Source organism: Burkholderia sp. CCA53 (genome assembly GCF_001685525.1).
GTDB lineage: Bacteria > Pseudomonadota > Gammaproteobacteria > Burkholderiales > Burkholderiaceae > Burkholderia > Burkholderia multivorans.
Map to the genome: position 1 here is coordinate 754,540 of NZ_BDDJ01000002.1, position 25,059 is coordinate 779,598.

The 25,059-nt window shown below is 69.9% G+C and carries 23 protein-coding genes; 14 read left to right on the top strand and 9 right to left on the bottom strand.

Annotated elements, in window-relative coordinates:
- Positions 1-5: 5 nt before the first annotated feature.
- Both BCR55_RS19850 and BCR55_RS19855 read right to left on the bottom strand, forming a co-directional pair.
- Positions 6-764 (bottom strand): DUF3348 domain-containing protein, encoded by a 759-nt coding sequence (locus BCR55_RS19850; RefSeq protein WP_053297917.1) that lies wholly within the window; start codon positions 762-764, stop codon positions 6-8.
- Positions 765-1,267: 503 nt separating this feature from the next.
- Complete coding sequence (locus tag BCR55_RS19855; protein WP_006404323.1) at positions 1,268-1,906, bottom strand: LysE family translocator; 639 nt, start codon at positions 1,904-1,906, stop codon at positions 1,268-1,270.
- Between the two features lie 225 nt (positions 1,907-2,131).
- On the opposite strand from BCR55_RS19855, the gene BCR55_RS19860 reads away from it, so the two are divergent.
- Positions 2,132-2,701, top strand: a complete 570-nt coding sequence (locus BCR55_RS19860; protein WP_006404324.1) for a hypothetical protein — start codon at positions 2,132-2,134, stop codon at positions 2,699-2,701.
- Positions 2,702-2,806: 105 nt separating this feature from the next.
- Positions 2,807-4,186, top strand: a complete 1,380-nt coding sequence (locus BCR55_RS19865; RefSeq protein ID WP_006411206.1) for an FAD-containing oxidoreductase — start codon at positions 2,807-2,809, stop codon at positions 4,184-4,186.
- Positions 4,187-4,338: 152 nt separating this feature from the next.
- Here BCR55_RS19865 and BCR55_RS19870 read toward each other — a convergent pair whose 3' ends face one another.
- Entirely contained in the window at positions 4,339-5,217 is an 879-nt protein-coding gene (locus BCR55_RS19870) for an IclR family transcriptional regulator (protein ID WP_006404326.1), read from the bottom strand.
- A 292-nt stretch (positions 5,218-5,509) separates the two neighbouring features.
- On the opposite strand from BCR55_RS19870, the gene BCR55_RS19875 reads away from it, so the two are divergent.
- From BCR55_RS19875 to BCR55_RS19910, 8 genes are all read left to right on the top strand, one after another.
- Positions 5,510-6,592 carry an ABC transporter ATP-binding protein gene (locus tag BCR55_RS19875; RefSeq protein ID WP_065495596.1) on the top strand — a complete coding sequence of 361 codons (1,083 nt, stop codon included), beginning with the start codon at positions 5,510-5,512 and terminating at the stop codon, positions 6,590-6,592.
- On the top strand, positions 6,593-7,570 hold the full coding sequence (locus tag BCR55_RS19880) for an ABC transporter permease (RefSeq protein ID WP_006404329.1): 978 nt from the start codon (positions 6,593-6,595) through the stop codon (positions 7,568-7,570).
- Positions 7,567-8,361 (top strand): ABC transporter permease, encoded by a 795-nt coding sequence (locus tag BCR55_RS19885; RefSeq protein WP_065495598.1) that lies wholly within the window; start codon positions 7,567-7,569, stop codon positions 8,359-8,361. Before BCR55_RS19880 ends, BCR55_RS19885 begins: the two co-directional genes overlap by 4 nt.
- A complete protein-coding gene (locus tag BCR55_RS19890) occupies positions 8,361-8,708 on the top strand; it encodes a (2Fe-2S)-binding protein (RefSeq protein ID WP_053297920.1) in 348 nt (115 codons plus the stop codon). The genes BCR55_RS19885 and BCR55_RS19890 overlap by 1 nt, the downstream gene beginning before the upstream one ends.
- Positions 8,705-10,141 carry an NAD(P)/FAD-dependent oxidoreductase gene (locus BCR55_RS19895; protein WP_065495602.1) on the top strand — a complete coding sequence of 479 codons (1,437 nt, stop codon included), beginning with the start codon at positions 8,705-8,707 and terminating at the stop codon, positions 10,139-10,141. Before BCR55_RS19890 ends, BCR55_RS19895 begins: the two co-directional genes overlap by 4 nt.
- On the top strand, positions 10,134-11,285 hold the full coding sequence (locus BCR55_RS19900) for an FAD-binding oxidoreductase (RefSeq protein ID WP_065496682.1): 1,152 nt from the start codon (positions 10,134-10,136) through the stop codon (positions 11,283-11,285). Before BCR55_RS19895 ends, BCR55_RS19900 begins: the two co-directional genes overlap by 8 nt.
- A complete protein-coding gene (locus BCR55_RS19905; RefSeq protein WP_065495604.1) occupies positions 11,282-12,334 on the top strand; it encodes an ABC transporter substrate-binding protein in 1,053 nt (350 codons plus the stop codon). The genes BCR55_RS19900 and BCR55_RS19905 overlap by 4 nt, the downstream gene beginning before the upstream one ends.
- Positions 12,335-12,507: 173 nt before the next feature.
- Positions 12,508-13,845 carry an MFS transporter gene (locus BCR55_RS19910; protein WP_065495606.1) on the top strand — a complete coding sequence of 446 codons (1,338 nt, stop codon included), beginning with the start codon at positions 12,508-12,510 and terminating at the stop codon, positions 13,843-13,845.
- Positions 13,846-13,910: 65 nt separating this feature from the next.
- On the opposite strand, the gene BCR55_RS19915 is transcribed toward BCR55_RS19910, so the two are convergent.
- Positions 13,911-14,927, bottom strand: coding sequence for a 3-hydroxybutyryl-CoA dehydrogenase (locus BCR55_RS19915; RefSeq protein ID WP_065495608.1), 1,017 nt, complete (start codon positions 14,925-14,927; stop codon positions 13,911-13,913).
- Complete coding sequence (locus BCR55_RS19920) at positions 14,924-16,030, bottom strand: NAD/NADP-dependent octopine/nopaline dehydrogenase family protein (protein WP_065495610.1); 1,107 nt, start codon at positions 16,028-16,030, stop codon at positions 14,924-14,926. Before BCR55_RS19920 ends, BCR55_RS19915 begins: the two co-directional genes overlap by 4 nt.
- A gap of 152 nt (positions 16,031-16,182) precedes the next feature.
- On the opposite strand from BCR55_RS19920, the gene BCR55_RS19925 reads away from it, so the two are divergent.
- Together BCR55_RS19925 and BCR55_RS19930 are read left to right on the top strand one after the other, a co-directional pair.
- The gene (locus BCR55_RS19925) at positions 16,183-17,157 is read left to right on the top strand and encodes an AraC family transcriptional regulator (RefSeq protein WP_053297926.1); all 975 of its coding nucleotides are present in this window, start codon (positions 16,183-16,185) and stop codon (positions 17,155-17,157) included.
- Positions 17,154-18,167 (top strand): LysR family transcriptional regulator, encoded by a 1,014-nt coding sequence (locus BCR55_RS19930; RefSeq protein WP_006409633.1) that lies wholly within the window; start codon positions 17,154-17,156, stop codon positions 18,165-18,167. The genes BCR55_RS19925 and BCR55_RS19930 overlap by 4 nt, the downstream gene beginning before the upstream one ends.
- A gap of 38 nt (positions 18,168-18,205) precedes the next feature.
- On the opposite strand, the gene BCR55_RS19935 is transcribed toward BCR55_RS19930, so the two are convergent.
- Positions 18,206-19,324 carry a porin gene (locus BCR55_RS19935; RefSeq protein WP_035946378.1) on the bottom strand — a complete coding sequence of 373 codons (1,119 nt, stop codon included), beginning with the start codon at positions 19,322-19,324 and terminating at the stop codon, positions 18,206-18,208.
- 428 nt (positions 19,325-19,752) lie between these two features.
- Between BCR55_RS19935 and BCR55_RS19940 the strand changes: the two genes are divergently transcribed.
- Both BCR55_RS19940 and BCR55_RS19945 read left to right on the top strand, forming a co-directional pair.
- Positions 19,753-21,165, top strand: a complete 1,413-nt coding sequence (locus tag BCR55_RS19940) for an MFS transporter (RefSeq protein ID WP_065495612.1) — start codon at positions 19,753-19,755, stop codon at positions 21,163-21,165.
- A 149-nt stretch (positions 21,166-21,314) separates the two neighbouring features.
- Positions 21,315-22,295: a PDR/VanB family oxidoreductase gene (locus BCR55_RS19945; protein WP_053297929.1), complete on the top strand. Its 981-nt coding sequence runs from the start codon at positions 21,315-21,317 to the stop codon at positions 22,293-22,295.
- Positions 22,296-22,317: 22 nt separating this feature from the next.
- Here BCR55_RS19945 and BCR55_RS19950 read toward each other — a convergent pair whose 3' ends face one another.
- The 3 genes from BCR55_RS19950 to BCR55_RS19960 all read right to left on the bottom strand — a co-directional run bounded on the left by BCR55_RS19950 (position 22,318) and on the right by BCR55_RS19960 (position 25,058).
- On the bottom strand, positions 22,318-23,238 hold the full coding sequence (locus BCR55_RS19950; protein WP_053297930.1) for a LysR family transcriptional regulator: 921 nt from the start codon (positions 23,236-23,238) through the stop codon (positions 22,318-22,320).
- 99 nt (positions 23,239-23,337) lie between these two features.
- Positions 23,338-24,258, bottom strand: a complete 921-nt coding sequence (locus tag BCR55_RS19955) for a LysR family transcriptional regulator (protein ID WP_006409635.1) — start codon at positions 24,256-24,258, stop codon at positions 23,338-23,340.
- 98 nt (positions 24,259-24,356) lie between these two features.
- Positions 24,357-25,058 carry an ethyl tert-butyl ether degradation protein EthD gene (locus BCR55_RS19960; RefSeq protein ID WP_065495614.1) on the bottom strand — a complete coding sequence of 234 codons (702 nt, stop codon included), beginning with the start codon at positions 25,056-25,058 and terminating at the stop codon, positions 24,357-24,359.
- Position 25,059: the final 1 nt, after the last annotated feature.

Below are 25,059 nucleotides of genomic sequence, written 5' to 3' on the forward strand. Positions count from 1 at the left end.
CAGACCTAGCAGGTACGAAGGGCCGCGAGCAGCCCTTCCACCGTTTGAAACCGCACTTCGAGTTCGGCGAGCAGCACGCTTTGCATCTCGTCGCGGAACGCGTCGAGCCATGCGCCGGGCGTGGCCGCGCGCGGCTGCGCCGCGACGCTCGCATCGGCGGGCGCGTCGCCATCCGGCTCGACGGACGCATCGGCGAGCGCCTGCCGTTCCGCTTCGCGCAACCGCTCGAAGCGCGTGCCGAGCAGCGCGGGCACGGTCGACAGCAGGCTGCGCTCGCGCGCGCCGAGCACGCGCTCCATGATGGCGTCGAGCGTCGCGAGCCGCGCCATCCCGGACGAGCGCGCGGCGAGCGCGACGCGCAGCCGGCCGCGCAACTGGCCGATCGCCGTTTCCATCTCCTGCTGCAGCTGCAGATAGCGCTGCCGGAAATCCGCGAAATCGGCCGTGTCGGCGGCGGGCGGCGGCAGTTCGCCGGGACGGCGTCGCGCGCGCGGACGGTTCAGCGCCGTGATCGCCTGCGCGAGGTCGTGACGCACGCGCGCGCAGTCGCGCTCCGCGTCGTGGCCGCGTACGCCGGCCGCGACGCCGGGCGGGCTCGCGTTCAGCGCGGACGACAGCGTGATCGCGTCGGTCCAGCCGAGCCACTGGCTCAGCCGGTCCGACAGCGTCTGCGGCGAAGCCGCGACGTCGGCATCGACGATGCGCGCAAGCAGCCGAACGAGGGTCGGACCGCTCAGCGTAGCGCGTGGAGGAGCTTGCACCATGCTGCAGACAGTCAAAAAAGGCAGCAGTTTACACGCCGACGCGCGGTCGACCGCGAGAATCGCGGAAGCGGCGTGCGAACCGAAGTCGTGAATACGCGCGAACGCCCGTCGGGCAAGGGATGGCGCGGCGAGGTCGAGTCGCCGCGCATCGGGCGTCGGGTTGGAGCGCGATGGGCGGGATGCGGTATGGCCACCGGGAAGGACGAGGATTGAAAGCGGAATCGGAGACGGGACGAGTACGCGCTCGCCCGCCGGACGAGGTACGGCGCGGCCAGGTCGAGCCGTCGCGCATCGCGCGCCGCCGTGACGCGCCACCGGCGGGACGCCGTATCGCGTCGCGAGCGGCAAGGAGGGAAGCCGAAGCGGCGACGATCAAGCTCGCTGCGCCAGCAGCGACGCGCAAAAGCAGCACCGTGCATCGCGCCGCACAACGTCCGCCGCTGCGACCGACGCCGCCAGCCACAGCGCCCGCCGGCCGAACAACCCAGCAGCACCCAAACCGCTCAGATCCCCACCTTCGGCGCGTTCAGAATCAGCCGCAAGCCGAGCAGCGCGATCGCGCCGGCCGCGACGCGGTCGACCCATTTCTTCGCGCGCAGATAGAGTTCGCGCGGCCGCCGCGTCGAAAAGCACAGCGCGACGATCGTGTACCAGCCGAATTCGACGCCGAACACGAGCGGCGGCAGCGCGAGATAGCACCACAGCGGCGGATGCTGCGGCAGCAGCGCCGCGAAGATGCTGCCGTACCAGATCGCCGTCTTCGGGTTGCTGAGCTGCGTCGTCAGGCCGGTCAGGAACGACTTGCGCGCGCTGCCGGCCGGCGCGGCCCGCGAGTCGTCCATCGCGATCGGGCGATCCGCGCCGCGCCAGATCTTCGACGCCATGTAGATCAGATACGCGCCGCCCGCGATCTTGAGCCCGACATAGAGCCATTCGACGGTCTGCAGCAGCGTATAGAGCCCGGCGAGCGCGACGCCGCCGAACGCGATGCCGCCGACACCCATGCCGAGCGCGGTCGCGAGGCCGTCGCGGCGCGACAGGCCGATCGAATTGCGCGCCACCAGCACGAAACTGGGGCCGGGAATCATGGCGCCGAGCCACAGCGCGGCGAGAATCGCGAATACGGCGGCCGTTGCAGTCATCGAAGTCTCCTCGAACGGAACGCCGCCGCGACAACGCCGCGCGCTCCTGCGCTCCAGCCGCCGATTCTGGCACGCCTTGCGCGCGGCCGAAAGCGCGACGCAAAGGCCGACGGGCGCTGCTATGCTCGTAGGGGCACGCGCCGCGCGACGAGCGCGCCCGCGTGCGCCTCGCCGCGCGCGTTCCGCGTCCGTTCCCGTTGTCCGACGGCCTGCCCGCCCACCGCCATGCGACCGCTTCGCCTGCTGCTTCCGCTTCTCGCCGCGCTGTCCGGCCCCACGCTCGCCGACGATTTGCCGCCGGCGATCGCCGCGCAGCTGCCGCCCGGCTATGAGCCGATGATCGCGCGCGAAGGGCCTGCGCTCGGCAACGGGCTGCGCAGTTTTCTCGTCGTCGTGCATCGGGCGGTCGACACGCGCGCGCAGCCGTCCCCGCGCCCGCTGCTGATCTACGAGGAACGGCCCGATCACGGCTATCGGCTCGCCGCGCGCAACGACAGCGTCGTGCTGCGCGCGAACGATGCGCCGCAGTGCGATCCGTTCGACCCGGAGGACGTCGCGGATCACGGGCTCGCAGTCAAGGGGCGCTATTTCACCGTGCAGAACGAGGTCGCATGCGGCCAGCACTGGAGCGACTACGTGACGTTCCGCTACGACGCGCGCACGCACGGCTGGCTGTTCGCGAACCGAGTCGACACCGAGTCGTTCCCGGTCGACGACAAGCCGGACCAGGTCACCGTCACGCGCGCCGATCCGCACCGGCCGGTGCCGTTCGCGCAGTGGCGCCGCAAGGAATGAAAACTGCGTGCGCGCCGCCCGGACATCGTCGGGCGGACGGACGCCGCCGTCGCGTGCGGGCTCGCCCGCCCGCACTTTCCCGATCCACCAGCGCAGGAGAACGCCATGACGCAACACTTCGACGCGATCGTGATCGGCACCGGCCAGGCCGGGCCGCCGCTCGCCGCACGGCTCTCGGCAGCCGGCATGACCGTCGCGATCGTCGAACGCGGCCGCTTCGGCGGCACGTGCGTGAACACCGGCTGCATTCCGACCAAGACGCTGATCGCGAGCGCGTACGCCGCGCAGCTCGCGCGGCGCGCAAGCGAATACGGCGTGTCGGTCGGCGGCGCCGTCACCGTCGACATGAAGGCCGTGAAGGCGCGCAAGGACCGGATCGCCGGCCGCTCGAACCACGGCGTCGAGCAATGGGTGCGCGGGCTCGAGCGCACGACCGTGTTCCAGGGGCACGCGCGCTTCGAAGGCGCGAAGACGGTGCGCGTCGGCGACGCGCTGCTCGAAGCGGACCGCATCTTCATCAATGTCGGCGGACGCGCGCAAATACCGCCGATGCCGGGCCTCGACACCGTGCGTTATCTGACCAACTCGTCGATGATGGACGTCGACTTCCTGCCCGATCATCTCGTGATCGTCGGCGGCAGCTACGTCGGGCTCGAGTTCGGTCAGATGTATCGCCGCTTCGGCTCGAAGGTGACGATCGTCGAGAAAGGCCCGCGGCTGATCCGGCGCGAGGACGAAGACGTCTCGGACGCGGTGCGCGAGATTCTCGAAAACGAAGGCATCGACGTGCAGCTCGACGCAAATTGCCTGAGCGCACGGCCCGACGGCGCCGGCATCGCGATCGGGCTGGACTGCGGCGGCAGCGGCCGCGAAGTGACGGGCTCGCATCTGCTGCTCGCGGTCGGCCGCGTGCCGAACACCGACGATCTCGGGCTCGACCGCGCGGGCGTCGATACCGACGAGCGCGGCTACATCAAGGTCGACGAGCAGCTGCGCACGAACGTCGACGGCATCTGGGCGCTCGGCGACTGCAACGGCCGCGGCGCGTTCACGCATACCGCCTACAACGACTACGAGATCGTCGCGGCGAATCTGCTCGACAACGATCCGCGCAAGGTCTCCGATCGCGTCCCCGCCTATGCGATGTATATCGATCCGCCGCTCGGCCGCGTCGGCATGACGCTCGCGGAAGCGAAACGAAGCGGACGCAAGCTGCTGGTCGGCACGCGGCCGATGACGCGCGTCGGCCGCGCGGTCGAAAAGGGCGAAAGCCAGGGTTTCATGAAGGTGATCGTCGATGCGGACAACCACGCGATTCTCGGTGCATCGATCCTCGGCGTGACGGGCGACGAGGTCGTGCATACGCTGCTCGACGTGATGACGGCCGGGGCGCCCTATACGACGATCAGCCGCGCGATGCATATTCACCCGACCGTGTCGGAACTGCTGCCGACGCTGCTGCAGGATCTGCATCCGGTCGAATGATGCGAGTCGCGCGTGCGTTCGGATCGTGTACCGACGCAGCGATCGATCATGCGCGAAGCTGAACGCGTTCCTCGACGCGTTGAACGCAGGGGACGGCCCGCCGTAGCTACCGATGCACTAGCGCCGCACGGTGGCGCCCGACGCTGCCGCGCCTATCCGGCTTTCCCGGACAGCCCGTGCATCGGCCGCCGCAGCGCGGCGTCGAACGGATTCGTGCGCGGGCCGATCGCCTCGGCCTGGCGGCGCAGCAGTTCGACGACCATCGGCATCCGGTCGTCGCCGAGGCGCGACGCGAGCGTACCGACGCTCAGCGCACCGACCGGATAGCCGGTGCGATCGAGGATCGGCACTGCGACGCCGGCCATCCCGTCGAGCACGCCGCTGTTGCGGCCCGCGTAGCCGAGCTGCCGCACGCGGTCGATCTCGGTGCGCAGATAGACCTCGTCGAGCACGCCGTAGCCGCGAATGCGCGGCACGTTGAAGCGGATCACCTCCTCGCGCTCGGCTTCCGGCAGGAACGCGAGGATCGCGAGGCTGCCCTGCCCGACGCCGAGCGCGACGCGCCCGCCGATGTCGCCGGTAAACGACCGGATCGGAAACGGCCCCTCGCAGAGATCGAGGCACACCGCGTCGAAGCCGCTCTTCACGAGCAGGAAAATCGTCTCGCCGAGGCTCGCGCAGAGCCGCAGCAGCGCGGGCCGGCACAGCGTGCGCATGCTGCTCGGGTTGCCGGCCAGCGCGGCGAGCGCGAAGAAGTCGACACTGAGCCGGTACAGCTTCGAGCGTTCGTCCTGCTCGACCATGCCTTCGGCGATCAGCGACTGCAGGATCCGATGCGCGGTGCCTTGCGTGAGGCCGACCGCCTTCGCGAGATGCGTGACGCGCACGCCGTCCTGCTGCATGCCGGCCAGCGCGCGCAGGATCGCGAACGCCCGCTGCAGCATGCCGGTGCCCGGCGCGCCGCCCGTGTCGGCGGCGTCGCCGTCGGCGGGCGCGGCGCGCGACGTTCCGGGCGAATGCGGTTCGTGCATGCCGGCTCTCCTCGACGATTTCATTGAACGGAATACGGAGCCGCCATTGTCGCCGCATGCGGACGCGCCCGGCATCCGGGTGTGCACGGGATTGACGGGCGTCTTTCGCGGGCCGCTCGGCCTTCATTCACCGGAACGATTTGCTCGCGCTTCGTCATCTCGTTCCATTGACCGGAATTTTTCGGAAATTCCTCTCGTTCAGCAGAATTCTAAATTGACGGTCCGAAATATGGCTGGCTAGAGTCCGCGTCAATGACGCACCGCCATCCGGTGTGCGAATCGGGAGTTCCCCATGTCGTTTCTCACGCTGACGAACCTGACGAAATCGTTCGGCGAGCTGACCGCCGTCGCCGACGTGAACCTCTCCGTCGAACAAGGCGAATTCGTGTCGCTGCTCGGCCCGTCCGGCTGCGGCAAGACGACGACGCTGCAGATGATCGCGGGCTTCGTCGACGTCACGCGCGGACGCATCACGCTCGACGGCCAGGACATCACGCACATGAAACCGAACCGCCGCGGGCTCGGGATCGTGTTCCAGAGCTACGCGCTGTTTCCGCACATGAGCGTCGCGGAGAACGTCGGCTTCGGGCTCGACATGCGCGGCGTCGACAAGGCCGAGCGCGCGGAGCGCATCCGCGCGGCGCTCGCGCTCGTGCGCCTCGATGCGCTCGCGCATCGCTTTCCGCGCGAGCTGTCCGGCGGCCAGCGGCAGCGCGTCGCGATCGCGCGCGCGGTCGTGATCGAACCGCCGGTGCTGCTGCTCGACGAGCCGATGTCGAATCTCGACGCGAAGCTGCGCGAGGAGATGCAGTTCGAGCTGCGCGCGATCCAGCGCAAGATCGGCACGACGACGATCATGGTCACGCACGATCAGTCGGAAGCGCTGTCGATCAGCGATCGCGTGGTCGTGATGGAAGCCGGCCGCATCACGCAGATCGACACGCCGTATCACGCTTATGAACGGCCCGAAAACCGGTTCGTGTCGCAGTTCATCGGCAAGGCCAACCTGCTGCCGGGCACGATCGTCGCGCACGACGGCGACGCGATCCGCATCGACCTCGGGCACGACCTCGCGGAGACGGGCCGCACCGCGCACCTGCCCGCGCACGAACGCGACGTGCGTGTCGGCGATCCCGTCTCGGTCTGCATCCGTCCGGAAAAGCTGCGGCTCTGCACGCCGGGCGCAGGCCGCGTCGCCGCGACCGTCACGAGCCGCTTCTTCCTCGGCAGCCAATGGCTGTATCGCGTCGACAGCGCACTCGGCGAAGTGCTCGTGTGCTGCCAGAACGAAGGCGCCGAGCCGCTCGCGGAAGGCGCGCCGGTCGGCATCGACTGGCACAGCGACGCGGTGCGCGTGATGCGCCGGGAGGCCTGAATGGGACAGCCTACCCGCCCGCTGCAGGCCGACGGCGCACCGGCCGGCGTCGCGCCGCGCAGCGCGGCCGAGCCCGTCCCGGCGCGCGCGGCCGCCGGCCGCGCATGGCGCGCGCGCTGGCGTGCGCATGCGCCGCTGTGGCTGATGTGCGCGCCGGCGTTCGCGCTGTTCGCCGCGCTCGTGCTCGTGCCGCTCGCGATGACGTTCGCGTTGACGTTCTACCGCTTCGACCCGGCCACCGGCCCGATCGCCGCGTTCCAGTTCGGCAACTACGCCGAAGTGCTCGGCTCGCCCTACTTCCATACGATCTTCGCGCGCACGTTCGGCATCGCGGCGCTGACCACCGCGATCTGCGTCGCGATCGGCACGCCCGAAGCGTACGTGCTGTCGAAAATGCGCGACCCGTGGCGCTCGATGTTCCTGCTCGCGATCCTCGCGCCGCTGCTCGTATCGGTCGTCGTGCGTGCATTCGGCTGGAGCATGTTGCTGAACACCGGCGGACTCGTGAACCGCACGCTCGCGCTCGTCGGTCTCGGCCCGTACAAGCTCGAATACACGACGTTCGCGATCGTGATCGCACTCGTGCACGTGATGCTGCCGTTCATGGTGATTCCCGTCTGGACGGCGCTGCAGCGGCTCGATCCGCAAACCGAATACGCGGCGCTGTCGCTCGGCGCGTCGCCGTTCACGACGCTGCGCCGCATCGTCGTGCCGCAGCTGATGCCCGGCGTGTTGTCGGGCAGTCTGATGGTGTTCGGGCTGTCGGCGAGTGCGTTCGCGATTCCCGGCCTGCTCGGCGGGCGCCGGCTCAAGGTCGCGGCAACGGCCGTCTACGACGAATTCCTCGGCTCGCTGAACTGGCCGCTCGGCGCGACGATCGCGGTGCTGCTGCTCGTCGCGAACCTCGTCGTGATGCTCACCTACTACCGCGTGCTCGAACGCCGCTACGCGCGCAGCCTCGGAGGCGCTTCCCGATGAGAAAGAACGGCCCGTTCGCGCTTGCGTTCCATACGCTCGTGATCCTGTTCGTGCTCGCGCCGCTCGCGATCGTCGTGCTGGTCGCCTTCACGCCCGACGAAACGCTGACGCTGCCGACGCGCGGCCCGTCGCTGCGCTGGTTCCGCGCGATCCTCGACTACCCCGACTTCGTCACCGCGTTCGCGAACAGCGTGAAGCTCGCGTTCGCCTCGGCGACGCTGTCGCTCGCGATCGCGCTGCCCGCCGGGCTCGCGATCGGCCGCGCGACGTTTCCCGGCCGCGCGTTCCTGAACGGATTGCTGCTGTCGCCGCTCGTGATTCCCGGCCTCGTGCTCGGCATCGCGCTGCTGCGGTTTTTCGCGCTGATCGGCGCGACGGGCTCGTTCGCGTGGCTCGTGGTCGCGCACATGATCGTGATCACGCCGTTCGTGATGCGTCTCGTGCTCGCGTCGGTCGCCGGCCTCGACCGCAGCGTCGAACAGGCCGCGTGCTCGCTCGGCGCCGATCCGTGGACGACGTTTCGCCGCATCACGCTGCCGATGATCGTGCCCGGCATCACCGGCGGCTGGCTGCTCGCGTTCATCAACAGCTTCGACGAGCTGACGATGTCGATCTTCGTCACGTCGCCGCAGACGGTCACGCTGCCGGTGCGCATGTACATGTACGCGACCGAATCGATCGATCCGATGATGGCGTCGGTATCGACGCTCGTCATCTTCATTACCGCCGGCGCGATGCTGCTGCTCGATCGCGTCTACGGCCTGAACCGCATTCTGATCGGCCAACACTGATGTCCATTCCCGCTTCCCGTTCCCTCGATGCCGCGGACGACGGCGCCCAGTTCGTGCGCCTCGCCGAACGCGACCGCGCGCGCATCGCGTTCACGCTCGACGGCCGGCCCGCGCATGCGCTCGCCGGCGACACCGTGCTCACCGCGATCCTCGTCGCGCAGCGTCGCGTGCGCGTCAGCGAATTCGGCGGCCGGCCGCGCGCTGGCTTCTGCCTGATCGGCGCGTGCCAGGACTGCTGGGTGCGCACGGAGGCCGGCGCGCGCGTGCGCGCGTGCTCGACGCCGCTCGTCGAAGGCATGCGGATCGTCACCGGCGCGCCGCCGGCCGCCACCGGAGACGCACGATGACGGACGCGCTGCGACCGGTGATCGTCGGCGCGGGGCCGGCCGGCGTGCGCGCGGCCGAAGCGCTCGTCGACGCGGGGCTGCGCCCTGTGGTGATCGACGAGAACGCGCGCTGGGGCGGCCAGATCTATCGGCAGCCGCCGGCGGACGGCGCGTTCGTGCGCGGCAAGCGCGCGCTGTACGGCTTCGATGCCGCGAAGGCCGACGCCGTCCACCGGACGATGGCCGCGCTGCTGCCGCACGTCGACTACCGGCCGAACACGCTCGCGTGGGCGTGCGGCGCGGGCCGCGTCGACACGCTGCAGGACGGCCGCGAGACGACCGTGCCGTACTCGCATCTGATCGTCGCGAGCGGCGCGACCGACCGCATGCTGCCGGTGCCCGGCTGGACGCTCGCGGGCGTCTACACGCTCGGCGGCGCGCAGGTCGCGCTGAAGGCACAGGGCTGCGCGATCGGCCGGCGCGTCGTGTTCGCGGGCACCGGGCCGCTGCTGTATCTGGTCGCGTATCAGTACGCGAAGGCCGGCGCGCAGGTCGCCGCCGTGCTCGACACGAGCCCGCTGCGCCGCCAGCTCACCGGTGCGCCCGCACTGCTGCGGTTGCCGTCGACGTTCGCGAAGGGGCTCTATTACATCGGCTGGCTGCGCGCGCACGGCGTCGCGATCGAAACGGGCGTCACGCTCGAGCGCATCGTCGGCGAGCGGCACGTCGCCGCGCTCGCGTGGCGCGCCGCGCGCGGCGACGCGCGGCGAACGATCGACTGCGACGCGATCGGCCTCGGCTTCGGGCTGCGTTCGGAAACGCAGCTCGCCGATCTCGCCGGCTGCCGGTTCCGCTTCGACCCGCTCAATCGCGCCTGGCTGCCCGAGCGCGACGCAGCCGGACGCACGTCGGTGCGCGGCCTCTACGTCGCAGGCGACGGTGCCGGCATCGCGGGCGCTGACGCGGCCGAGGCGTCCGGACGACGCGCGGCGCTCGCCTTGCTCGACGATGCCGGGATCGTCGCGCCGCCGCACCGCGCAGCCGGCAAGCCCGATGCGGCGACGCTCGAGCGCACGCTGGCACGCATCGGCGCGTTCCGCGCGGGCCTCGAAACGGCGTTCGCGCCGCCCCCCGCACTGGCCGCACAGTGCCCGGACGACACGATCGTGTGCCGCTGCGAGGAAATCGACGCCGGCACGCTGCGGCGCTGCATTCGCGGCGGCGAAGCGACCGAGCTGAACCGCCTGAAGGCGCTGACGCGCGCCGGCATGGGGCGCTGCCAGGGCCGCATGTGCGGCGATGCCGCCGCGCTCGTGCTGGCGGCCGAGACCGGCCGGCCTCTCGCTGACGTCGGCCGGTTGCGCGCGCAACCGCCCGTGAAGCCGTTCCCGATCGCGGCGGCACTTGCCGGCGACGACGTCGTCGCGATTCCCGACGAGGCGCGCGATGAGTGAGACCGGTCATTACGACGTCGCGATCGTCGGCGGCGGCCTCGTCGGTGCATCGACCGCGCTCGCGCTCGCGCGGCGCGGGCTGCGCGTCGCGCTGTTCGAGCGTCGGTACTGCGGTGCACAGGCGAGCGGCGTGAACTACGGCGGCGTGCGCTGCCAGGGCCGTCCCGCCGAACAGCTGCCGCTCGCGCTGCGCGCACGGCGCATCTGGGATCGTCTGCCGGAACGGATCGGCATCGACGGCGAATTCGTCGTGTCGGGCCACCTGCGGCTCGCGCGCAGCGACGCCGATCTCGAGGCGCTCCACGCCTACGCGGCGCTCGCGGCCGAACACGGGCTGCCGCTGCGCGTGATGCACGGCGACGCGTTCCGCCGCCGCTATCCGTGGCTCGGCCGCGCGGCGCTCGGCGGTTCGCTCTGCGAGACCGACGGCCACGCGAACCCGCGCATCGTGTCGCCGGCCTTCGCGCGTGCGGCGCGCGCAGCCGGCGCCGACGTATGCGAGCACACGCCGGTCGACGACGTCCGGCACGACGGCACGCGCTTTCGGATCCACGCGCCCGGCCGCACCTGCACGTCGACCTGGCTCGTCAATGCGGCCGGCGCCTGGGCCAACGCGATCGCCGCACGCTTCGGCGAAGCGGTGCCGATGGAGCCCATCTACCCGAACATGTGGGTGACCGAGCCGCTGCCGCCGTTCATCGAGCACAACCTCGGCGTCTACGGCGGCGGCGTCTATGCGCGGCAGGTCGCGCGCGGCAACTGCGTGATCGGCGGCGGACGCGGACACGGCGACGGCGAGTTCGGCCAGCCGTCCGTCGACACGACGCGCGCCGTGATGCGAGACGCATGCGCGCTGCTGCCCGCACTGCGCGACGCGCTGCTGATCCGCACGTGGAGCGGCGTCGAAGGCTGCACGCCCGACCACAATCCGATCGTCGGCGCGAGCCGCACGACGCCGAAGCTGCTGCACGCGTTCGGTTTTTCGGGCGGCGGGTTTCTGCTCGCGCCCGGTGTCGGCGACGTGCTCGCCGATCTCGTGACGACCGGCGAAACCGTCACGCCGCTCGATGCGTTTTCGATCGGCCGCTTCGCGCCGCAAGCCGAACCGACCATCCCTTGCCGTCAACAGGAGACCCAACGATGAAACTGACCGGAACGATCGCGGCGGCCGCCGCGCTCTGCATCGCAAGCGCGACCGCGTCCGCGCCTGCGTTCGCGCAAACGAAAACGATCTACGTCGGCATGAACGGCGGCCCGATGGAAAAGGCGTACACGAGCCAGGTGCTGCCCGACTTCGAGAAGGCCAACAACGTGAAGGTCGTCGTCGTGCCCGGCACGTCGTCGGACGTGCTCGCGAAGCTGCTCGCCAACCGCAGCAAGCCGCAGATCCACGTCGCGTTCCTCGACGACGGCGTGATGGCGCGCGCGGTCAGCCTCGGCGTGTGCCAGAAGCTCGACGATTCGCCGGTGCTGAAGGAGCTCTACCCGTTCGCGCGCATGAAGGACGACGTCGGCGCGGGCGTGCAGCTCGGGATGACGGGCATCGCCTACAACAAGAAACTGTTCGCGGAGAAGGGCTGGGCGCCGCCGACCTCGTGGATGGATTTCGCGAACCCGAAGTACAAGGGCAAGGTCGTGTTCCAGTCGGCGTCGAGCAGCACGTTCGGGCTGCACGGCTTCCTCGCGATCAACCGGCTGTTCGGCGGCAGCGAACAGAACGTCGAGCCGGGCTTCAGCAAGTGGGCGAGCACGGTCGGCCCGAACGTCGTCGAATACATCCCGAATTCCGCGAAGATCTCCGAGATGGTGCAGACCGGCGAAGCCGGCCTGTTCCCGCTCACGCCGACCGGCGTCGGCGATCTGCAGGACAAGGGCATCCCGGTCGCATACGCGAACCCGAAGGAAGGGCCGGTGCTGCTGCTCGTCGACCTCTGCGTCGTCGCCAACAATCCGGACCCGCAGCTCGCGCAGAAGCTCGCGCAGTTCCTGCTGTCCGCGCCCGCGCAGACGAAGGCGGCCGAGGCCGGCAAGCAGATTCCGACCAACCGGCTCGCGAAGATGCCGGCCGCGATGCAGCAGAGCCTCGGCAACATCGACGATCTGGTGCGCAAGGTGACGGTGGTCGACTGGACCGCGATCAACGCGCACCGCGCGCAGTGGGATACGCGCTGGAACCGGCAGATCGAGCGGTGACCGACACGCCGCGTGCGGGCCCGGCCGCGTGCGGCGCGACCATCATTTGCCGGAGTGATGACACTCCTCTTTTTTTGCGGATTTGACCGGAGCGGCAGCGCCGACAACACTCGTCGCGAGTGCCGCACCGGTTCCGAGACGGCACGCATTCGCGTTCCCCACCCGAGTCCGCCATGTATTCAACCGACACCGTGCAGTCCCCGAGCGCCACCCGGCCGCTCGCCGACCGGCAGCTTCGCCGGATCGTCATCGCCTCCGTCGCCGGCAACGCGATGGAGTGGTACGACTTTTTCGTGTACGGCACCGCCGCGGCGCTCGTGTTCGGCCACGTGTTCTTTCCGCCCGGCGCGTCGCCGCTCGCCGGCAGCCTCGCCGCGTTCGCGGCGTTCGCGCTCGGCTTCGTCGCGCGGCCGCTCGGCGGCATCGTGTTCGGCCATGTCGGCGACCGCTACGGCCGCAAGGCGTCGCTGGTCTGGACGCTGCTGATCATGGGCGCGTCGACGTTCGCGATCGGGCTGCTGCCGACCTACGCGCAGGCCGGCATCTGGGCGCCGGCCGCGCTCGTCGTGCTGCGCCTGCTGCAAGGCATCGCGTCCGGCGGCGAATGGGGCGGCGGCGTGCTGATCATCAGCGAGAACGCGCCGCCCGAGCAGCGCGGCTACTACGCGGCATGGAGCCAGCTCGGCGTCGGCGGCGGATTCGTGCTGTCGTCCGCCGCGTTTCTCGCCGCGCAGACGCTGCCGAACGACATGTTCATGACGTGGGGCTGGCGGCTGCCGTTCCTCGCGAGCATCGCGATCTTCGCGATCGGCATCTACATTCGCCGCCACCTGCCGGAAAGCCGCGACTACGAGCAGGCCGGCAAGCGCGGCGCGCATGCGCATCTGCCGATCGTCGAGTGCATCCGGCGTCATCCGAAGGAAATCCTGCTCGCGATGGGCCTGCGCGTGGCCGAGAACGGCGGCGCGTACATTTTCCTCGCGTTCTCGCTCGTCTACGGCAAATACGTCGGCATCCCGAACGGCGTGATGCTGACCGGCGTGATGATCGCGATGATCGTCGAGATGGGCGCGATGCTCGCGTGGGGCCGGCTGTCCGACCGGATCGGCCGCAAGCCCGTCTACCTGATCGGCGCGCTCGGCCTCGTCGCCTGCGCATTTCCGTTCTTCTGGCTGCTCGACACGCGCGTGACGCCGCTCGTCTGGCTCGCGCTGACGGTGTGCACGGCCGTCAGCCACGGCGCGATGATCGGCACGCTGCCGGCGCTCGTCGGCGAGCTGTTCAGTACCGAAGTGCGCTACTCGGGCGTCGCGCTCGGTCATGAAGTCGCGTCGATCTTCGCGGGCGGGATGTCGCCGCTGATCGCAACCGCCTTGCTGCAGCGCTATCAGGCGTCCTGGCCCGTCTCGCTGTTTCTCGTCGCGCTCGGGCTCGTGACCGTCGCGACGCTGTGCGCGATGCGCGAGACGCACGTCGTGCGCGCGGCTGACGCGCGCGGCGGCGACGCGTGACCGCGCGGCCGCCGGTCGCGCGCGGCGGCGGTCGTATGCGCCGCGTCGACCGCGCGGCGGGCCGCTCATGCGCTCGTATCCTCGCGACGGCGCGCGCCGTCGAACGTCGGTGCCAGCCCGAGATGCTCGAGCAGCCGCGCGAACTCGCCGAGCCGCTGCCGCATGTAGGCGGCGACGTCGACGTCCGCATAGTCGTGAAACCCGGAACCCGTGCGCACGCCGTCGCGGCCGGCGTTCATGTTGCGCACGACGCCGTCGGCCGGAGCGAAGCGCGGCCCGATCTCGCCCGCCAGATACGTCGACGCGTAATAGAGGATGTCGCAGCCGCCCCAATCGATGAACTCGAGCAGGCCGAGCACCGCGAAGCGCGGGCCGAAGCCGGTGCGGATCGCGGTATCGATGTCCGCCGCGCTCGCCACGCCTTCCTCGACCATCCGCGCGGCTTCGTTCATCGCGAGCGCCTGGATGCGCGGCACGATATAGCCGGGCGCCGGCCCGCAGATCACCGGCTTCTTGCCGATCCGCACCAGCAGCGCGGCGAGTTCGTCGACCACGTGCTGCGCGGTCGCGTCGCTGCGACTGATCTCGACGAGCGGCATCAGCAGCGCCGGGTTCAGCCAGTGCGCGTTCAGCACACGCGCCGGCCACGCGACGTCGCGCTGCAGTTCGGTGACGACGAACGTCGACGTCGTCGACGCAATCGTCGCATCGGCATCGACATGCGCTTCGAGCCAGCGCAACGCGTCGGCCTTCGCATCGAGCACTTCGGGCAGCGCCTCGAACACGACCTGCGCATCGCGGATCGCGTCGGCCGCGCCGTCGCGCGCGACGTGCGCGATCCGCGCGAGCGCGGCGTCGGCCTGCGCGGCATCGATGCGGCCGAGCGCGACCTGCGCGTGCAGCGGCCGTGCGAGTTCGTCGCGCGTACGCCGGTCGAATGCAAGCCGGCCCGCCGCATCGCGCGCCTTGAAGTCGATCAGCGTCACCTCGAGCCCCGCGAACGCGAAGGCGAGCGCGATGCCCTGCCCCATGCGGCCCGCACCGAGCACATGCACGCGCGTCAGTTCGGCGGCCGGCATCATGCGGCGTCTCCCGTCTCGAGCAGCGTGCGCATCGCGTCGCCCGACAGCGCCGCGAGCCCGAGCCGCTCCAGCGTGCGGCCCTCCGCATACAGGTCGCGCGCGGCCACGGCGCCGGCGATCGCGAGCAGCCCCTGTGCGACGGGCGTCGGCACGCCGGCCCAGCGTCCGCACGACACGAGGAAGGACAGGCCGAGCCGCGTGTCCTCGAGCATGTAGCGATGCGCGCGCAGATCGATCTTCTCGCGCCAGTCGCCGCTGTCGGTCAGCTTGCCGTGCGCGCCGCGTCCGTACATCCATTCGTCGCCGTCGGCCGCGTAGTGATCCGCGAGCGGAAAGTGCGGCGCGCGATAGCCGAGCGCCTCGCGCACCGCGATCCGCTCCGCATCGAGCGCGTTCGTCACCGCGCGGATCGACGGCTGCGTGCCTTCGTTGTGGATGTCCCACGCATCAAAGTGTTCGAGCGGCCCCGCGTTCATCAGGATCAGCGGCGGATGGATCACCGGCCCTGCATTCATCAGCGCGCCGGACAGCGCGTCGTCGAGCGGCTCGACCGACGGATAGCCGGCGCGCAGCACGTCGAACGCCCAGCTTGCCTCGCGCGCGGGAAACACGCCCGTCGGCAGGCGCGTCGCATACGCGCTGATCACGACGTTGCCGTCGCCATGCTTGCGCACCAGATACGGCAGCGTGCCCGTCTCCGCGAAGGCGAAGCGTGCACGGTTGCCCGCGCGCGCCGCCGCACGCGCGAAGACGAAGCTGCCGAACGTGCCGGGCGGCAGGAACACGACCTGGCCGTCCTCGAGCAGCGGCGCGACGTCGGCGGCCAGCGCGTCGTGCGATGTCGCGGGCAACGGCACGACGACGAGCTGTGCGCCGCGCAGCGCGGCGCCGAGATCGTCGGTTGCGCGAATCGCGCCGCGCGCGTCGTCGACCGGCACGGTGCGCGTGCCGCGCGCGTCCGTCACCGTCAGCGCGCCGAGCGCGCGCAGTCGCGCGTGCGGCGCGCGATCGCGCCGCCACCACGCGACGTCGTGCCCCTTCTCGAACAAATCGATCGCGGCCGCATGGCACCCGTGGCCGCCGCCCAGTACACAAACCTTCATCGTCGTCTCCCGGTAAATGAGTGGTTCCGAGACTACGCGGCCGCCCGTGCCGCGTCGCTTCAAAACGCGCAACGGCGCGCCCGATCGCGCAACGCAATCGCGTACGTGTGCAGCCGGCCGCTGCGCAGCCCTACCCGACACGAGGCCCGCGTATGGACATCGCCCTTTCCCGACACGCACCGAACCGGCTCGGCACGCTGCATGCACCCGACGAAGTCGAACGCGCGGTCGCGCACCGGCTCGGCCCGCACCGGATGGCCGCACATGGTCGCGATCCGTTTCACGCGGAGCTGTACGAGGTGCCGCTGCACCATGGCGCGCTGCTCGAGCTCTGCTACGGCCGCGAGACGCGTATCGACTTCGGCGACGATGCCGACCACTTCCTGTTCCGGCTGACGTTGTCGGGCAGGTGCGAACTGCAGGCGGGACAAGCGATCGTGCACGCGGGGCCCGGCGAACTGACCGTGTCGTCGCCGGCGCGCGCGAGCCGGCTGCGCACGAGCCGCGATTGCCGCAACCTCGTGCTGCGGCTCGAACGCCGCGCGCTCGAACGCAAGCTGCAGGACATGCTCGGCACGACGCTCGCGCGGCCGCTCCAGTTCGAAGTCGATGCGGGCCGCCACCGCGCCGGCGCCGCGCTCGTGCTACCGACCTTCGACTATCTGTGCCGGCTCGGTACGCAGCCCGCACTCGGCGCGGCCGCGGCGACGTTCCGCGCGGATCTCAGCGCGTGGCTGATGTCGCTGCTGCTCACGCATCTGCCGCATTCGTACAGCGACGCGCTCGTGCGCGGCACGCCTCCGCTGCCCGCGCCGGTGCGCCGCGCATGCGCGCACGTCGATGCGCATCTCGGCGAGCCGCTCGCGCTCGCCGCCCTGGCGCGCGTCGCGGGCGTCGCGCCGCGCACGCTGCAGCACGCGTTTCGCACCTTCCTGAACACCACGCCGGCCGCGTACGTACGCGAACGCCGGCTCGCCGCCGTGCACGCGGCGCTGCAACGCGGCGACGCGCGCAGCGTGACCGACGTGCTGCTCGCGCACGGCATTCACGGTTTCGGTCATTTCGCGAAGGCGTATGCGCGGCGTTACGGCCATCCGCCTTCCGTCACTGCGAGGCAACCGCGATGACGCCTTCCGTTCCCGGCCGCCCGCCGCCGACCGATGCCGACGCGTGCGACGGATTGCGCGTGCAGGACCTCGATCTGAATCTGCTGAAGACGTTTCGCGCCGTCTACGCGGAGCGGCACGTCGGCCGCGCGGCGCTGCAGCTCGGCGTCACGCAGCCGTCCGTGAGCCATGCGCTCGGCCGGCTGCGGCTGATGTTCCGCGACGCGCTGTTCGTGCGCACCGGCACCGGTGTCGAACCGACGCCGCGCGCCCAGCGGCTCGCCGTATCGGTCGATCAGGCGCTCGCGATCCTGCAGCACGTGCTCGACGAAGGGTGCCGTTTCGCGCCCGACACGACGCAGCGCGTGTTCCGGCTGCACATGAGCGACTTCGCGGCGAGCGCCTTCCTGCCGACGCTGCTCGCCGAATTCGAGCGCCGCGCGCCGGGCGCGGTGATCGAGACGCTGCACGTCGATGAATGCCAGCTGAACGTCGCGCTCGAATCGGGCCGCATCGATTTCGCGCTCGGTCACTTCGCCGACGCGTCGAGCCATTTCCAGCGCACCGCGCTGTTGCACGAACGCTGCGTACTGCTGATGCCGCGTCGCACCGCGCGGCGCGTCGCGCTGCCCGACGATTTCGTGCTCGACGGCGATGCACCCGACACGCTGCGCTTCGTCGCCGTCACCTCGCATCCGCAATCGATGCAGCTGCTCGACCGGCACGGTCTGATGCCGCGCGTGCGCGTGGCGCTGCCCGATTTCATGGTGGTGCCCGCGCTGCTGCAGCGCGGCGACTACGCGCTGATCCTGCCGGAGACGATCGCGCTCACGTTCGCCGCGCAGCAGCCGTGCACGCTCCACGCTGTCGCCGGCGCCGGCGAATGGGCGGTCAATGCGTACTGGCACCGGCGCTTCGATGCCGATCCCGGTCATCGCTGGCTGCGTGCGCTGCTGCTCGAACTGTTCAGCATCGGCACGCTCGCACCGTTCGACGCATGGCTCGCGCCACAGCCGCCCGCGTGCGCGTGAGCGCGCGGGACTGCGCCCCCGTGCGCGCCGCCATGCGTTCAGAACGACGTGACGATGCCGGCGACGAGCGAGCTCGCGGTCGCGCCCGCTGCGGCGACCGCGACGCCGCCGCCCGCCGCGCCGTTCACGACGAAGCGCGCATGCGCGCCATTGCGCACCATCGCCGCGCCCGTGTACAGCACCGTACGTTTCGACAGCGGATAGTCGAGGCGGATGCCGTACGAGTCGGCATTGCCGTCGCTGTCCGCGACCTTCCGGTAATGGCCCGCGCTCAGCAGCAGCGACGCGCGCCCGATCGGCACCGTCGCGCTGAGTTCGACGATGTCGCTGTGCGGATACGCGCTCTGCGCATCGATCGCGGCCGCGACGTCCGACCCGCCGCGATGCCGCAGATAGAGCGCGGCGATCTTCACGACGCGGAAGTCGTACGAGATCGCGCCGAGCGTGTAGTTGCCGTTCGCGGCGCGACTCGTCGCACCGAGCGTCGACGCGGCGACCGGACTGAACTTCTGCTGCATGTAGTCGACATCGATCGACAGGCCGCCGCGTACGTAGTTGATGCCCGCGCCATAGGTATCGCCAAGCGTCGACGGCTGCCCGGCCGCGCCGTTCGCGCCGCGTGCGGCCATCGCGCGCAGCATGAAGCCCGCGTAGCGCGGCGACGTATAGCGCAGCGAGTTGCGCACGCGCAAAAACGCCGGGCCGACGAAGTTGTTCGTCGCGTTGCCCCATGCGAGCCCCGCGCCGAGGCCGGGCAGGCTGTACGTGACGAGCGTCGTGTGCAGGATCGTATAGAGCTCGCCGAACTGCACGCCGCCGAACGGGCCCGTGATGCCGACCCAGGCTTCGCGACCGAACAGCGCGTTCGGGTTCGACAGCGCGCCGCTGGCGGCGTTGAAGCCGTCTTCGAGCTTGAAGATCGTGGCGTAGCCGCCGCCGAGATCCTCGACGCCCTTCAATCCCCACTGCGACGCCCACAGATTGCCGCTGCCCATCCGGGTCACATGGTTCGGCCCCGCATTCGCGTATTCGATCGCGGTGTCGATGCGCCCGTACAGCGTCACGCTCGATTGCGCAGCCGCCGGCAGCGCCGCGCTGGCGAGGAGCGCGGCCAGCAGTACGGCGAGCCTGCCGGCGCGCCCGTTCGAATCAGTCATCTTCGTCGTCCCGTAGAAAGTGCGGCGCACGCATGCCATGCGACGCATCGTGTGAAACGCGTTCGCAGTCGCTGGCGAACGGCATCGGTCAAAACCGGCCCGAGTCTAGGAACGACAATTTCGGACGTCGACGCAACGCGCTCTATAACGCTTATAGATGCGCCGCATGATGCGCGTGAGCCCCGCCCGACGCGCCGCACGCGGCGCATCGCGCGCGCGACCCTGGTGTTTTCTTTATTCGTGTCGGTGAATGTCCGTGTCGCGCCGCTGTCACTCCGGCTATGGCAACCGAAATTGGCCGACTACGCTGCGTGTCCGATCGTGCGATCCCCGAGCTTTTCGACCTGTTCGACCTTTTCGCACCGCGACGGCGGCCGCCAGCGGGACCGGCGCCGCGCATTCCCCTCGCCCGCTGCTGGAGAATCCGCATGTCCGCATCCCTGCCCCGCGCTGCCGACGGCAAGCGCTATACGTACGAGTGGTACGTCGTCGTCATCTGCATGCTTGCGTATGTCTTTTCGTTCGTCGATCGCCAGGTGCTCGTGCTGATGATCGAGCCGATCAAGCGCGACCTGCATCTGACCGATACGCAGTTCAGTCTGCTGAACGGCTTCGCGTTCTCGCTGTTCTACGCCGTGATGGGCCTGCCCGTCGCCTATCTCGCCGATCGGTATGCGCGCCCGCGCATCATCTCGCTCGGCATCGCGCTGTGGAGCATCGCGACCGCGCTGTGCGGGCTCAGCCAGCACTTCGTGCACATGTTCGTCGCGCGCATGGGGGTCGGCGTCGGCGAAGCCGCGCTGTCCCCCGGCGCCTATTCGATGCTCGCCGACTACTTTCCGAAGGAGAAGCTCGGCCGCGCGATCGCCGTGTATTCGCTCGGCTCGTTCATCGGCGGCGGCGTCGCGTTCCTGATCGGCGGCTACGTGATCGCGCTGCTCAAGCATGCGAGCGCGTTCACGCTGCCGATCGTCGGACAGGTGCATGCGTGGCAGGTCACGTTCCTGATCGTCGGGCTGCCCGGCCTGCTCGTCGCGCTGCTGTTCGTCGCGACCGTGCGCGACCCGCAGCGCAAGGGGCTCGCGCAGGACCGCTCCGGCGCCGTGCGGCGCGTATCGATGCGTGATTCGCTGCGTTTCGTCGGCACGCATCGCGCGACGTTCGCGTGCCACTATCTCGGCTTCTCGTTCTATGCGATGACGCTGTACTGCCTGCTCAGCTGGACGCCCGCGTTCTATATCCGCCGTTTCGGGATGACGGCCGTCGAAGCCGGCTATACGCTCGGCATCGTGTTGCTCGTCGCGAACACGGCCGGCGTATTCTGCGGCGGCTGGCTCAACGACTGGCTGCTGCGTCGCGGCCGCGTCGATGCGCCGATGCGCGCGGGCGCAATCGGCGCCGCGTGCATGATCGTGCCCGCCACGCTGTTCACGCAGCTCGACGCGCTGCCGGCGTCGCTCGCCATGCTCGTGATCGCGATGTTCTTTGCGTCGTTTCCGATGCCGACGTCGACCGCCGCGATGCAAACGCTCGCACCGAACCAGATGCGCGCGCAAATCTCCGCGCTGTTCCTGCTCGTCTCGAACCTGATCGCGCTCGGCATCGGCACGACCGTCGTCGCGCTGTTCACCGATCGCGTGTTCGGCGCGCCGGCGGCGGTCGGTCACTCGATGTCGATCGTCAACGTCGCGGCGGCCGCGCTCGCAGCGCTGCTGCTCGGCGCCGGCTGCCGCCACTATCGCCGCAGCCTCGAGCGCGAGCGCGGCCACGTCCAGGCGGCCGCACCCGCCGGCGATAGCGCGCCCGGCGCGATCCCCGCGCCTAACTGCGCCGCGCGCTGAGCCCGCTCACACCCGCCAGTTATCCACCCGATTGATTAGGGCATCGTTTTTTAATCGATTTGATTTATGCGATGCCGCTCCCTATTCTCGATCGCATCACGGCGCGACGGGTGTCGCGCCGGCTTTCCCGATCCCCACGGAATCGACTCATGCAAGCCAATCGCCACCAGGTCCGGATCGACGCGCTGATCGACGCGGCGCAGGACATCCGCTGTTTCCGCGTGTCGCGCGTCGACGGCCAGCCGCTCGACGCATACGAACCGGGCGCCCATATCGACGTCACCGCGCCGTCCGGCATCACGCGCCAATACTCGCTGTGCGGCCGCCCCGACGAGCGCGGCAGTTATCTGTTCGCCGTGAAGAAGGAAACGCAGTCGCGCGGCGGGTCGCGTTCGCTGCACGACGACGTCCGCGTCGGCACCGAGCTGTCAATCGGCACGCCGCGCAACCTGTTCCGGCTCGTCGACGACGCGAGCGAACACGTGCTGATCGCAGCCGGCATCGGCATCACGCCGCTGCTGTCGATGGCGTATGCGCTCGCGCAGCGCGGCGCCCGCTACCGGCTCCACTATTTCGCGCGCAGCCGCGACCATGCGGCGTTCGTCGACGAACTGTCGGCCGAACCGTTCGCATCGCACGTGACGTTCCATTACGGCGTCGAGCGCGACGCGCTTGCGCGCGAACTCGGTCGCTGCGTCGAATCGGTCGACGCGCAGGCACACGTGTACACCTGCGGCCCTGCGCCGTTCATGGACGCGGTGATTGCCGCCGCCGCGACGCGCGTGCCGGACGACGCGATCCATCTCGAGCGCTTCGCGGCCGAACCGGCTGTCGCCAGCGACGCCGCGAACGCAAGCGCATCCGAAGGCTTCGAGGTGCGGCTACAACGCAGCGGTCAGTCCGTGCGCGTCGCGCCCGACACGTCGATCGTCGACGCGCTCGCGCGTATCGGCATCGAAGTCGACACGTCGTGCGGCGAAGGCGTGTGCGGCACCTGCATGGTGCCGGTCGTCGACGGCGAGCCCGACCACCGCGATCACTGCCTCAGCAAGGCCGAACGCGCGAGCAATTCGGTGATCTGCTGCTGCGTGTCGCGCGCGCGCTCGCCGGTGCTCGTGCTCGATCTATAAACGGCGCGCGGCCGCGAGCGCGTCACGCGCCGTCGAAGCGTTCGACGATCTCCGCAAGCAGTGCACGCATCCACGTAATGCCTTCGTCCTCGTGGAAATGCTCATGCCAGTGCATCGTCACCGGGGCGGGCGGCAGCGGCACCGGCAGCGCGTAAAGCCGGAACGCGTTGTCGCGGTTCAGGATCTGCGCGAGCCGCTTCGGCAGCGTGGCATACAGGTCCGTTACCTGCAGCACGCCCGGCAGTGCGACGAAGTGCGGCACTTCGAGCGCGACGTTGCGGCCGACGCTCTGCGCGCGCAGCGCGTCGTCGAGCGCGTGATGGCTGTGCTCGACCGACTTCACGTTGACGTGCGCGGCCCGCACGAACTGCTCGAGCGTCAGTGCCGCGCCGCTCGGCAATCCGCGCCGGCGGCCCGTCATGCAGACGTAGGTTTCCTCGAACAGCAGCTGATGGCGCGTGCGCGGCATCAGCTCCGGCAGATTGCCGATCGCGAAATCGAGCCGGCTCGCGCGCAGCGCTTCCTCGATCGCCTCGACCGGCATCGGCTGCACGCTGAGCGTCACGCGCGGCGCACGCTCGCGCAGTGCGCGGCAGATCGCGGGCAGATACGCCATCTCGCCGGCATCCGACAGCGACAGCCGGAACGTGCGCGTGCTCGTCGCCGGATCGAAGCGCTCCGCATAGCGCAGCGCGACGCGCACCATGTCGAGCGCCTTGCCGACGATGCCCGCGAGTTCGAGTGCGACGGGTGTCGGCTGCATGCCCGCGCGCGTGCGCACGAACAGCGGATCGTCGAACAGCGTGCGTAGCCGTCCGAGCGAATAGCTGACGGCCGGCTGCGACAGCGCAAGCCGCTCGCCGGCCTTCGTCAGGTTGCGTTCCTCGACGATCGCCTGGAACACCCGCAGCAGGTTCAGATCGAGATGATCGACCGACGTCATGCACCCTCCGCTATTCGTCAAATTGATGCGTGAACGCATTCTAAATCAGTGAAGCGGATGCGACGACCGACGGCTGCGCAGCCGGCGCGCGGCGCGCCGTTACGCGACCGGGCGGCGGAACATGTCGACGATCAGCGCGCGTAGCCACGCGATACCGGGATCCGCCGAAAACTGCGCGTGCGTATGCAGGTCGATTTCGATAGGCGGCAGCACGAACGGCAACGGCAGGATCCGGAATGCGCGGCCGCGGTTGAAGCGCTCCGCGACGCTGCGCGGAAAGATGATGGCGAGATCGGTATGCTGGACGATCTCCGGCGCGACGATGAAATGCGGCAGGCGCAGCACGATGGTGCGTTCGACCTGCAGCTCGTCGAGCCAGGTTTCGACCATCCGGTGCCCGGTCGCGTCGCTGCTCGCATAGATATAGCGCAGCGCGGCCAGGTCGGCCTGCGTCGGCGTGCGCTTGCGCAGCGGATGCCCGGCACGCACCATGCACACGTGCTCGTCCGTAAAGAGCGGCTCGCTCACGCATCCGGGGCCCGGATCCGGCACATAGCCGAGCGCGAGATCGATCTCACCGCTGCGCATCGCGGCACCGACCGCTTCCACAGCGGCGCTCGCGATCTCGACGCGCACGCCCGGTGCGACTTCCGCGAGCCTCGCGAGCAGCGGCGGCAGGAAGTAGAACTCCGACATGTCCGACATCGAAATGCGGAACACGCGGCTCGCGGTGGCCGGATCGAAATGCGCGACCTGCTGCACGGCGAGGTCGATGATGTCGAACGCGCGCGTCAGCGGCCCGTGCAACTGGCGCGCGGCATCGGTCGGCGCCATGCCGGCCGGCGTACGCACGAACAGCGGATCGTCGAACAGATTGCGCAGCCGCCGCAGCGCGTGACTGACGGCCGGCTGCGTCAGCCCGAGCCGTTCGCCGGCCGCGGTCAGGCTGCGCAGCTCCGAGATCGCGAGGAACACGCGCAGCAGATTGAGATCGGTGACGACCGGATGGGACTTGTTCATGGCGCTCGTGAACCGCCGGTAGGATGCGCGACGCCGCGCGCCGGCCGCCGTGTCGCGTGCAGGTCACCGCGGACGGCCGGCGCCGCGCAGCGCGCGGGCTATTCGGCGCATGTTATCTCACAAACGCGGCTCGCCATCGGGAAGTGCGGCGTCGCACCGGTAAACGGCGGCAAGGCCTCGAAGTCGCGGCGCATCAGCATGCGCACTGGCGATGCGAGCGCGTCGGCCAGCGCGCCTGCATCGTCGAACACGACCTTGTTGCGCTGCATGGCCCGCGCGCGCGGGACCGGCAGCGCGCTTCGATAGTCGATGCGCGTATAGATCTCGATCTCGCGAATGCCGGGCAGTTGCGCCATCAGCGGCGGATGATGGTCGAGATAGTGCGACAGCCACGCGTTCGCGTCCGCGGCCTCGCCCTCGTAGCTGACGAGGTACGTGCAGCATTGCGCGCCCGCGCGTGTGCCGGCCAGCGGCACGCGGCGCACCGCCATCGCCTGCTGCGCGACGCGCAGCCCGGCGGCGGCGCAGCGTTCGACGAACGCGCGCGCCGCGCCGGCCGGCGCGAGCATCGCTTCAAGTGCGTCGAGATCGTCGAAATAGCATTGCAGCACGCATGCGGGCGAACGCGGACGCGGCACCGGATCGGCGCGATCGGCCGCGAATGCGGCCGGCCGGTGCACGATCCATCGCGCGAGCCCGCGCATGCCGCGCAACGCGTCCGGTGCCGGCGCGACGTCGGGCGACGCCGCGTGCGCGTCGTAGTCGCCGTGCTCGGCAATCAGGAACAGGCACACCTCCATG